General features: G+C 40.1%; 10 protein-coding genes and 1 pseudogene. 9 read left to right on the top strand and 2 right to left on the bottom strand.

The features are described 5' to 3' along the window. The 6 genes and pseudogenes from GNF10_RS30855 to GNF10_RS30830 all read left to right on the top strand — a co-directional run. Positions 1 to 248, top strand: a pseudogene (locus GNF10_RS30855) (NAD(P)-dependent oxidoreductase); the annotation flags it as partial. A 775-nt stretch (positions 249 to 1,023) separates the two neighbouring features. Next, on the top strand, positions 1,024 to 3,810 hold the full coding sequence (locus GNF10_RS30850) for a PAS domain S-box protein (RefSeq protein WP_185607336.1): 2,787 nt from the start codon (positions 1,024 to 1,026) through the stop codon (positions 3,808 to 3,810). A gap of 6 nt (positions 3,811 to 3,816) precedes the next feature. Further along, positions 3,817 to 4,446, top strand: coding sequence for a response regulator transcription factor (locus tag GNF10_RS30845; RefSeq protein ID WP_114085203.1), 630 nt, complete (start codon positions 3,817 to 3,819; stop codon positions 4,444 to 4,446). A gap of 446 nt (positions 4,447 to 4,892) precedes the next feature. Further along, positions 4,893 to 5,762, top strand: coding sequence for an ATP-binding protein (locus GNF10_RS30840; protein WP_185580421.1), 870 nt, complete (start codon positions 4,893 to 4,895; stop codon positions 5,760 to 5,762). 31 nt (positions 5,763 to 5,793) lie between these two features. Next, positions 5,794 to 6,132 (top strand): hypothetical protein, encoded by a 339-nt coding sequence (locus GNF10_RS30835; protein ID WP_185580420.1) that lies wholly within the window; start codon positions 5,794 to 5,796, stop codon positions 6,130 to 6,132. Positions 6,133 to 6,145: 13 nt separating this feature from the next. After that, positions 6,146 to 6,541, top strand: coding sequence for a hypothetical protein (locus GNF10_RS30830; RefSeq protein ID WP_185580419.1), 396 nt, complete (start codon positions 6,146 to 6,148; stop codon positions 6,539 to 6,541). Between the two features lie 191 nt (positions 6,542 to 6,732). Here the strand turns inward: GNF10_RS30830 and GNF10_RS30825 are convergent, their stop codons facing one another. Both GNF10_RS30825 and GNF10_RS39020 read right to left on the bottom strand, forming a co-directional pair. Next, positions 6,733 to 8,679 carry an APC family permease gene (locus tag GNF10_RS30825; protein ID WP_185580418.1) on the bottom strand — a complete coding sequence of 649 codons (1,947 nt, stop codon included), beginning with the start codon at positions 8,677 to 8,679 and terminating at the stop codon, positions 6,733 to 6,735. A 224-nt stretch (positions 8,680 to 8,903) separates the two neighbouring features. Next, positions 8,904 to 9,032, bottom strand: coding sequence for a hypothetical protein (locus tag GNF10_RS39020; RefSeq protein WP_260446352.1), 129 nt, complete (start codon positions 9,030 to 9,032; stop codon positions 8,904 to 8,906). 202 nt (positions 9,033 to 9,234) lie between these two features. Between GNF10_RS39020 and GNF10_RS30820 the strand changes: the two genes are divergently transcribed. The 3 genes from GNF10_RS30820 to GNF10_RS30810 all read left to right on the top strand — a co-directional run bounded on the left by GNF10_RS30820 (position 9,235) and on the right by GNF10_RS30810 (position 11,378). Next, positions 9,235 to 9,585, top strand: a complete 351-nt coding sequence (locus tag GNF10_RS30820) for a histidine triad nucleotide-binding protein (protein WP_012408957.1) — start codon at positions 9,235 to 9,237, stop codon at positions 9,583 to 9,585. A 346-nt stretch (positions 9,586 to 9,931) separates the two neighbouring features. Further along, on the top strand, positions 9,932 to 10,441 hold the full coding sequence (locus GNF10_RS30815) for a hypothetical protein (protein WP_185580417.1): 510 nt from the start codon (positions 9,932 to 9,934) through the stop codon (positions 10,439 to 10,441). 49 nt (positions 10,442 to 10,490) lie between these two features. Then, a complete protein-coding gene (locus GNF10_RS30810) occupies positions 10,491 to 11,378 on the top strand; it encodes a hypothetical protein (RefSeq protein WP_185580416.1) in 888 nt (295 codons plus the stop codon). The last annotated feature ends 2 nt before the right edge of the window (positions 11,379 to 11,380 follow it).

Raw genomic sequence — 11,380 nt, 5'->3', positions numbered from 1 at the left:
CACGGGTACGTGTAACCTCCGTTGACCCTGGTATGGTGGAAACGGAATTTAGCGAGGTGCGGTTTCACGGAAATACTAAACGCGCTAAAACGGTCTACCAGGGAGTTACCCCACTGACAGCAGATGATGTGGCTGATGTGATATTTTTCTGTATGACGCGATCGCCCCATGCCAATATTAACGAAGTTGTGCTGATGCCTGTTGACCAAGCTAGCGCTACCTTAGTTAACCGGCGAACAGAAAAGTAACCCAATTTAAGAAGATTTAATTCTAAACAATCCCACATATTTTGAAAATTTTACTACGCTCATTTCCAAAAAACCGTGGTTAGATTTGGAATATTTTGATGTTACTAAAAAGACTTTATTAAATGTATTTTTCTTTTGCCGTATAAAATTAACCTGCTAAATCCCCCTTAAAAAGTACAAAATCTTGGGTTTTTGAGATGCGATAAATCGCCATCTCTACAAGTGTTTTGGTCTTATGTGAACTGTATTGCCTTAAAAAGGGGGGACTTTGATTCTGGTCTTGCAAACTGTAGCGACTGGCGTGGGTTAGGGGGGATCAATAAGAGCCTGAAATAACAAGCAACTACTTTTCAAACATCCTTTAAGGCTAGTTGGAAAATCTGAGAAAATACGGGAAATTACAATTTCCTCAAAAACTTATAGCTTTTGGCTGTAGATGATTGCGGAAATTGTTTTAATTGTCTTGTAGTTATATAGTTTCTACTTATTAAAAAATAAAATAAGCATCTATCCTAAGATATATTTTTTAGGGTTAATCTTTCTGTATGCATTTTTTAGAACTAGATTATGCAAAAATGATTTTTACTCCTACATAAAATTCATATATGTTATCCAAAGGAAAGTGCTGACTATACATAATCAAAATAAAAGTGCTGTAGTGGATGCAGGATGAGTTAAAAAAGCCTGAACTACTTCTGCTTCAGACACTTAAAACTTTCTGAAGTTTAATTTCTTAAGTAAATTTTATAGTTTTGACAATAAAAGGAATATTTTATTGTTTAACAAAATATCATATCTTCAATATTTTCTTTCTCTTCCCGTTAAACCTTCTCTGCGAACCGTTCTGATTATTCCTTTTATTTTGCAAATCTTAGCGGTGGTGAGTTTAACGGGTTATCTCTCATTCAAAAATGGGCAAAAAGCAGTAAATAATATTGCCACACGGCTACTAAGTGAAATTAGCCAGCGTGTTCAGCAGAATCTGCATACTTTTCTTGAAGCTCCCCAGCAAATTAATCAGAATAATGCTAATACTATTAAAATTGACCAATTAAACATACAAGATTTTCCTATCTTAGAAAAATATTTTTTTGAGCAATTAAAAGTATTTAATCAAGTAAGTCTAATTGGGTTTGCCAATAAAAACAAAGAGTTTATTTCAGCAGAAATATTTCCTGATGGCTCTTTGACAATCAGAGCATCTGGTAAATCGACTAAATATAATTTACGGACTTATACTACTAATAAACAAGGCACACGCACGGGAATCAAGGATTTTGGTAAACCTTATGATACTCAGAGACGTAATTGGTATAACAAAGCAATAGCAGAAGAAAGATCAATGTGGAGTGAAATTTATCCTCATAATTCTGGAATTGCTTTGTACATCGCTGCTAGTCAGCCTGCTTACGATAAACAGGGAAATTTGCAAGGTGTATTACTCTCAAATTTAAACTTATCCAAAATTGGCACTTTTCTGCAAAATTTAAAAATTGGTAAAACAGGAATAAGTTTTATTGTTGAGCGCCAGTCTGGAAAATTGGTAGCAACTTCAACTAATGAAAAGCCCTTCCGCTCAAATAAGTTAGAATCACAATTAGCAGAGAATAGAATTAAGCCATTTTTGGCTATAGATAGTAATGATAAACAAACACAATTTACTAGTAAATATTTAAAAAATAAATTTAATGAATTTAAGTCAATTAATAGCTCACAGCAATTATATTTCTCGATAGATGGTAAGTGGCAGTTTATTCAAGTTTTACCCTTCCAAGATAATCGAGGACTTGACTGGTTAATTGTAGTAGTAGTCCCAGAAGATGACTTCATGCAGGAAATTAATGCTAACACCCGCACAACTATTTTGTTGTGCATTGTTGCTTTGATAGTGGCTGTAGCTGTCGGTGTTTTAATTTTACGGTGGATTACTCAACCAGTTCTAGCTTTAAAAAAATCAGCTTTAGCGCTTGCTCAAGGTGAATGGGAAAAAAGAATAGAAATAGAGCGTTCCGATGAATTGGGGGAATTAGCCAAGTCATTTAATAGTATGGCGGATCAACTCCAAGAAAAATTTTCGGAAATGCAGGATTTAAACAAAGCTTTATTGCAAAGTGAAACCCGCCTGAAACAATTTCTTGACGCTATACCTGTGAGTGTTTCGATAGATGATAGTAGTGGGCAACTCTACTATACTAATCGAGCTTCACAACAGTTAGTCAACGTAGAGTTATTACCATCTATCGAATACGAAAATATAGCAGAATATTATCAAATTTATCTAGCTGGAACTGACCAGTTATGCCCTGCTGATGAACTGCCAATTGTATATTCTTTAGCTGGTAAAACTGTCCATGTTGATAATCTTGAGTTTCGCCACCCGAATAAAACTATCCCTGTAGAAGTTTTAAGCACCCCAATTTTTGATGAATCGGGGAAAGTAATATATGCGCTCACTGTTTGTATTGATATTACCGAACGCAAAAAAGCAGAGAAGATTCTAGCTGATTATAATTCGATTTTAGAGCAACAGGTTACTGAACGTACCCTAGAACTACAACGAGAAATAACTGAACGCAAGCAGGCAGAAGTAGCGCTTCTAGAAAGCGAGACGCGATTTCGGCTATTAGCAGAGGCAACATTTGAAGCGATCGCTATTACCGAGCAAGGCATACTTTTAGACACTAACCAAACCTGTGCGGAGATGTTTGGTTATGAACTTTCTGAGTTGCTTGGTATGCGTGTCATGGATTTTACTGCTCCTGAATATCGGGAACAGGTGATGCAGAAGATTCGCTCAGGAGATGAGGGAATTTATGAAACCGTTTGTCTTCGTAAGGATGGAAGCACATTTCCGGCTGAGATCAGAGCCAGAGTTATGCCATATCGTGGGCGTACCATCAGGATGGCTGCAATACAGGATATTACTAGTCGCAAGCAGGCTGAAGAAGCAACCGTATTGGCAGAACGTAACCGCTTGGCACAGGAAATTCATGATACTTTAGCACAAGCCTTCACCGTTGTTATTGTCCACTTAGACACCGCCTCACGAAAACTGACAACAGATATAGAAGTAGCACAGAAATTAATCAAAGCAGGGCGAGACTTAGCTCATTCTGGGCTAACTGAAGCACGCCGTTCGATAAAAGCATTACGCTCTCAATTATTGGAGGACGGCGACATTTTTAATGCTCTCAATCGCTTCGCCACACAGATGTTTTCCCCTACCAAAACACATATTGTCTGCCAATTAATAGGCGAGATATACCCCTTGTCTCCAGATGTTGAAAATAACCTACTCCGCATTGGACAAGAAGCATTAACCAATGCCTTCAAGTATGCCCAAGCTGGAGAAATCCAAATTGAACTGGCGTATCAAGAAAGACAGTGCAGCTTGCGAATCAAAGATGATGGCCAAGGGTTTGACATCGCCAGTGTATCTGTTATCAACAGCTTTGGGCTTTTAGTCATGAGCGAACGCGCTGAACGCATCGGGGCAAAACTAACAATTCAGAGTTCGCCAGGACAGGGAACAGAAGTTTCAGTGTTAGTCTACCGAGAGTAAATGATTATGAGTCAATCCAATGTCATTCGCATCCTGCTTGCTGACGATCATCCCATCTTGGGACAAGCTTTAACAATGTTTCTTCAATGTGAGCCAGACATGACTGTAATCGGCCATGCTGGCGACGGGCGAGAAGCGTTAGAACTTTTCCACCAACATCAACCCGATGTAGCGCTGATGGATTTGCGAATGCCGAAGATGGAAGGTGCTGATGCGATCGCAGCCATCTGTGCTAAGTTTAAACACGCCCGGATCGTTGTATTAACTACCTTTGATGGCGATGAAGATATCTATCGGGGATTACGGGCGGGTGCAAAGGGCTATCTCCTCAAGGGGGCTGAACCGAACGAACTCTTAGATGCGATTCGCACTGTTCATAAAGGTCAAAGGTATATTCCGCCCACTATAGCAGCCAAGCTAGCCGAGCGGATGGGTAGTGAGGAATTGAGCGATCGCGAGTTAGAAGTGCTGCGCCTGATCGCCAAGGGCAAGAATAACCAGCAGATTAGCAATGTCCTCAATATTGCCGAGAGTACTGTCAGATTTCATACCAATAATATTTTCGGTAAATTGAATGTCAGCGATCGGACTCAAGCCCTAGTCACCGCCCTGAATCGCGGGATTGTTAGGCTGTAGTTTGCAGCTTCTCGACCTCACATTTTGATAGGTTTAAAACCCAACATTTCGCTAGTGACAATGTTGGGCTTATTTTCTAAGCTTAGTATATTCACTTAGTTTTAATTTGTATAGATGCATGGGGGGCGATCGCACTAATTAAATTAGGTGATAGTGGCGATTGCAATTCCCTACTTTACAAATAAACTCTTGTGTGAATAACACTCTAGCGCCAACCTCCGTGCGGTTCTGCAATAGTTAGATGGAGCAAAAATTTCCCATTTCTATCTCACTCATGCATAAGTTGATTTTGCTTGCACTTAATTAAAGAAGGAAGGGCAGCACATAAGTCTAAATCACATAATCAGATTTTTGCCAATACGTAAGTCCTAATCAGTAAGATGCGTTCAAGAGGCTTTATTTTGCTTTGCAAATGGCAAATTTATTGAATGTAATAAGGGATTAATATGGATTACACAATCATCAAAGATAGAGACAAATCAAACAAGGAAGAAAAAGCACAGACTTTAATAGAGCAACCTAAATGGACTCTTAAAGAAGTGGCATTACCTAAAAGCACAATTGACCAAATTGACCAGATGGTTGCTTACATAGAAAACAGAAATAAACTTTTGAATGATTGGCAATTTAATCGGTTCCTGAAAACAGGAAGTGCTTTGAGTGTTAACTTTTTTGGCATACCAGGTACAGGTAAAAGCATAACGGCTGAGGCAATTGCTCATAAACTTGGAATGTCAATTATTAAAGCTAACTATGGTGAGCTTGAATCTTCTTTCGTAGGAGGAACATCTGATAATTTAGCATCAGTTTTCAAAACGGCAGAAGAAACAAAAAGCTTACTATTCTTTGATGAAGCTGATGCTGTCCTCAGCAGAAGAATCTCCAATCTATCACAAGCAGCCGATCATGGTGTAAATTCAGCAAAAAGTACTTTGCTCACTCTCTTGGATAAGTTCAACGGGATTATTGTGTTTGCCACAAATCTTTTTGATAACTATGATGATGCTTTTTTGAGAAGAATTCTTTTCAATATAGAGTTCTTAGCTCCAGATTTATCCATGAGAGAAAAACTATGGAGATTTCATCTATCGGAAAATGTACCCAAAGAAATAACTTATGAGCATTTAGCAAATATTAGTGATGGTCTTTGTGGTGGTGATATAAAAAATATCACTATTAAGTTAGGCTTAAAATTGCTAACTGGAAAAGTACAGAGTATTGATGAACTTTTAGTCAAAGAAGAAATTGAAAAGTATACAGAAGTAAAACTACGACACAAGAAAACATCAGTGTTAGTCGAAACTACAGTGAATTGATCTGAACAAAACATTACGAAGAAGGAAGTTTATGGATCCAATTACTTGGGCAATAATTATAGGTAGCGCTTTAGCAGGGGTTGCTGTTGGTTATTTTTGGGATGAAATAAAGGAATGGGCTAGTCGAATGCTAGGCCATATTCTTGATGCTATCAACACAGCAATTGAAATTACATCAGACGCAACTGTTTATCTTGTAAAACAGGGCAGTCGTTTTTACAAGAGGATAGAAGTTTATGTTAGAAATGTTCGCTCTAATGCGACAACTCTTAAGTACAAAGAGGAGGAAATTGCCGAAGTTCCTGCTGATGTCGAAGAGCAATTTAGGAAAAAAGGCAACAGAGTGAAAGTTTTACAAGAGGCAACTTAGGAGATAATCAGTTATGGATAAGCAAGAAAGTCTTCAAGATAAGTTTGGTAAGCTATTCAATAATATGACAAGCATTCCAAAGAAACTCGCAGATGCAGTTGAAGAGGGACTAAAAGAACCTTCTAATTTAGTCTGTGTTCAAGAAGGATTGTTGAATTTTGATTTGATTGAAGAAGACGCGAGACGGATACAAGGAGATTTAAAAGCCAGAGGTGATAGGGTTCTTGGTAGTAATCTTATCTTAGATTACGAACGGAAATTCATGGAAATTCGGACTTACATTGAGAGAGGTGATAAGAATTTTGTGATCATAGTTGATGCTGAAGTAAAACGAGCAACTAATACTCCCTCTGACATTTTACACGAACTAAAAGAAAAAGGGCGTGTTGAGTTAAGTTTAAAACTTTAGAGAATAGTAAAAAATCAGAACCACTGGTGTAAAACTGGTGGTTTTTCTTTACAGCAATTCTAAATTTGGCTCTCTAATGTCTACGACAGGCTACGCCTACCCTTTTCACTCTTATTTTGCACTTACACTTAATGAGATAGAAGTCATCTAAGCGAAGTTAAAGACTAGGCAAAAGCGGCGAGTTACCTTACTCAACCCCCGACATGAACACCAGGTCGCCTCTGGGGATTCTTTTCAGCCCGACGGAGTACTTCACGGGTAACTACAGCAATATCGCCCTCTCCAAACAAGATAAAACGCAGTAAATATTGTATGGGGTTCCCCTCAACCCAGCCGAAGTAGGCATGGGGAATCTTACCTGTTTGGTCACGAATATACAGCAGTAAAGCCGCGATCGCATTGGGGACTGCTGCACTCTCAGCCCGCAGGATGCGATAATCACCAACTTGCACCCCTCTTACTTTGATGATATCCGCAAATTCTGAAGCATCTGATACCTGAATCTCTAGAAAAAGAATTGGATCGTTGGGTGGAATATGGTTATCCTCGCGTACCTCTTTCTCTTTCATAAAATACTCTAGGACATCACCCGTATTCAACCGATTTGCAATCAGTCGGATTGCTCCTTGGCTCTCTTCAGCAAGGAATTGGGCAGCAAGTTCGTCAACTTCGATCCGCTCTGCTCGTAGTTCCGTCGAACGCCAAACACGAGAAACCAGGGAAGTAAAAATGATCGCACCGATGAAAAACCCAGCAATCCTAATCCCTTCTGGTCTTTCGATGATGTTAACAATAGTGGTATATAAAAATAACAGTGTAATAGTAGCAAAAACCAGTCTTGCCCGCTTCTCTCTGTGACGGTGGGCTGATAAGGTGACGGCAAAGGCTGCTGAGGTAATTAATACAAGCACACCAGTTGCATAAGCCCCACCTTGGGCTTCTACACTTGCTTTGAAGATAATTGTGACAACAAATGCGATCGCAGTGTAGACTAACACCAAAGGTCGCGTTACCCGTGCCCAATTGGGAGCCATGCCATAGCGTGGTAGGTAGCGAGGCACGATATTCAGCAGTCCCGCCATTGCAGATGCACCTGCAAACCACAAAATAGAAATAGTACTTAGATCGTAAATCGTGCCAAAGGCGTTGCCTAGATACAAATGTGCTAAATAAGCAAGAGCCCGTCCGTTAGCTTTGCCCCCAGATGCAAATTCTGCGACTGGAATCAGTAGAGTGGTTATAAAACTGGTGGTGAGCAAAAAGAAGCTCATAATCAGAGCAGCACTGGTAAGCAACTTGCGTGTATTCCGAATCCGCCCTTTGGAATATTGGCGAGTGTCACTGCTGTTACCTTTGACAAGAGGCATCACGGTTACACCAGTCTCAAAGCCTGATAATCCTAGCGCTAGCTTGGGAAATATCAAAAGAGCTATACCAATTAAGATAAAAGGATTGGAATGGCGGGCAAAAAGTGCAGTCTGCCAGTTAGCGATCGCTCCTGGGTGAGTTAAAATTTGGTACACACCGACGATCACGACAATGAAGTTTAACAGCAGATAAACTGCCACCAAAACTACTGCAATCCCAATTGCTTCTCGAAAACCTCTCAAGAAAACTGCGCCTAGTAATGCAACTAATATTAGGGTGATTGCGATCGTCTGACTGTGAAACCAATGTGGGGTAAGCGGATTTTCGATGATATGGGCGGTAGCATCAGCAGCCGACAGCGTAATGGTAATAATAAAGTCGGTTGCCACAAAACCGAGTAAACATAGCACAAGTAATTTGCCTTGCCACCAAGGTAGCAAACGTTCTAACATTGCGATCGACCCTTCACCATGAGGGCTTTCGGCAGCAATCCGCCGATAGATTGGCAATGCTCCAAAGAGCGTCAGCAAAACTAGAATCAGGGTAGCGATAGGAGAAAGAGCGCCAGCCGCCAGTGCTGCAATCCCAGGTTGATAGCCAAGGGTGGAGAAATAATCTACACCAGTCAAGCACATTACCTGCCACCAAGGATGCTGGCGATGTGCTTCCTCCTTGCGGTAAGGCCCTTCCTTCTCTCGTCGATCTTCTTCAAGCAACCAGAGGATTAACTGACTGCCGAGCCGTTTTGTTGAAACAATTGATTTACTCATCAAATACGGTTGTTTTGCAAAAGTCCGGCTTTGTAATTTTTAAGCCTTCGTGGTTTATTAAAATTTTTAACTATAAACATATAGCACTATTATTGTAGGTTAAGCATCCTGTCCGATTTACAAAATATATAAGTTGTCTAGCTGATGAAGATCGAGTGTAGCTTCCGCTATTGGGAAAAATTAATACTGTATGCGGATATTTTAGAATTAAAACTTTCGCACTCTTAGCATTTTTGATCTGCATCAGTTCTAAAAAAGGGCGCTGATGGATTTACGAATGCCGAAGATGGAAAGTGCTGATGCGATCGCCTCAGTGTAATTACGGCTTTTACTGCCAAAATTGCTATATTCATACCTATTTCAGAGGAGATTTCTGGTGAAAAGCCGCAAAGCATTTATGTATTTAATGCTTTACTAAGAGCGATCGCACCCTTAATATTCATCCTAATTTTATCTATGGAAGACTCGAACGCAGAAAAGAGTATTTTGTTGTGTAGATGATCTAGAAACTACAGTAAACCTTTAAAATCTCTAGCAGATGATTAGGTAGATGGTATGAGTGAAACTACAGAAACGATTTTCAGCAAAATCATTCGTCGGGAAATTCCCGTTGATATTGTTTATGAGGATAATTTAGCCCTGGCCTTCAAAGACATTCACCCCCAAGCGCCTGTTCACATTCTCGTCATTCCTAAAAAACCCATTCCCACACTAGCTGATGCTGAATCTCAGGATCATGCTCTGTTGGGGCATCTTTTATTAACAGCCAAACGTGTTGCAGAAGAAGCTGGACTGAAAAACGGTTATCGAGTTGTCATCAATACTGGTGATGATGGTGGTCAGACTGTCTATCACTTACATTTGCATATTTTGGGAGGACGGCAATTAGACTGGCCCCCTGGTTGATCAAACTTGAATGCTTATCCATAAATCAAAGACACTCTTCTGAAAGAGCTACGGTGTATACACAAATCTTTTAGAGTTGTCCCACAGCATTTAGATTCCCCTTAAAAAGGGGGGAATAGGAGTCAAAGTCCCCCAATTTATCGAGGGATTTAGGAGGATCTAACGTTGTTGTATATCTCGTATAGAGATGCGTGTACACCGTAGCCCGAAAGGGGACATTTTTGCGTTGAGTTTATTGGTATGTTAAGCACTTAAGCAATAATTATCAAAAAGTAAATTTTAAGAGTAATAATTGCTAGCAGCGCAGATAATTGCCTCAAAGCTCAAGTATAGGGAGAAGCCAAGAATGATTTTACATCGTGGGCGTAGAGTGGTAGCTGCTTTATTGCTGTCAGTGGTACTACTGACAACAGCCTGTAGCCCAAAAGCACCTGGACGTTTTGACCAGGCACAAAAAGAAAGCACTCAACAAAAACGCGGTCAAGCCGTAGCTAAGAATGCAACTCAGGGTAGCGAGTTTAATAAACTTTTCCCTAGTGCAGGTGATGGCTACCAGCGTGTCTTTACCCAAGAGAAAAAAGGCTTTGCAGAAGCGAAGTTGAAAAAAGGTGGTAAAGATGTAGCATTGCTGTCTATTTCTGATACTACCAGCGCACCTAGTACAGCAGCAAAGTTCTCGAAAAGCACCAAGAAAATTGGCGGTTATCCCGCAGTAGAAGTTGGTAAGACGCAAACTGCAATTTTGGTAGGTAAGTACCAAGTAAAAGCACTTTCCCGCGATTCGTCATTTACAGCTAGCGATCGCGCAGATTGGCTAGAGAAGTTTAATCTTAATGGTCTGGCTAAATTGAAATAAGCCGGATTGCCAAGATTGAAGATAACAAAACCTAAGTAAGGAGATTTTTGTGAGCAAATCGATTGTTGATTTAGTCGATCAATTACCAACCGGCGGTTTGACTATTTCTATGTTGAAGTCCCTCGATTTTGTTGCTCCTGGAGAGTGGCAAAATCTTGTCGGCTTTGTCAACACCATTAAAACCGTCACTGGTGAAGACGACGAAGATTTAATTCAACAAATTGGTGAAAGAGCGATTTATCTATTCAATGACAAATCCCAAGGATACCAAACAGCTTTGTGGTTATATCAAACCGTTGATGGTACAGATAAAGCCCTTGGTGCAGCCGCTTTAGCTAACAAAGTTGGCGAGAAAATTCCTTTATTGGGTTTTTTAAATTCTGTCACTCCCAAACCAGACAAAGCCCAAACCATCGATTTGACATTAAAGTTAGTGGCTGAGTTGGTAGCTTTCTGTCAAATTAACGGCATTCCTGGAGACAGCATTGGCGATTTTGTCGCCTCTTTAGGTGAGTATAGTGGTGAGTCACTCATCCGTATGGTGGCATTAGTTTGTGTTGATGGTTTGATACCTCTAGGCCCAGACTTCATCAGCAAAGCCATATCTGGGATTAATCAAACAAGTCCCAAAGAGTTAGAACAGAACTCGACTTTCCAAAATATCAAAGATGTGATTCCAGGAAACAATGCTGGTAGTAAACTCAACTTTATCGGCGAAAGTTTTGACTCAGTTAAAGGTTGGATGAATGGTATTGTCAGTACGAATAATTTAACGCCACACAAGGTAGTTAGCAACTTACACAGTTTTGTCGATATTGCAGATGATAAGTTAGACTACCTGGCTGCATTCTTGGATGTATCTACAAATTATTATGAACACACTGGCACACAAACTTTAGCACGTCGCTTGATTGAACGGGCGGTGGCTGAGATTTAGGT

It is taken from the genome of Nostoc sp. UCD121, from assembly GCF_014222285.1.
Taxonomy (GTDB): Bacteria; Cyanobacteriota; Cyanobacteriia; order Cyanobacteriales; family Nostocaceae; genus Nostoc.
This window is presented reverse-complemented; position numbering and strand designations above follow the sequence as displayed.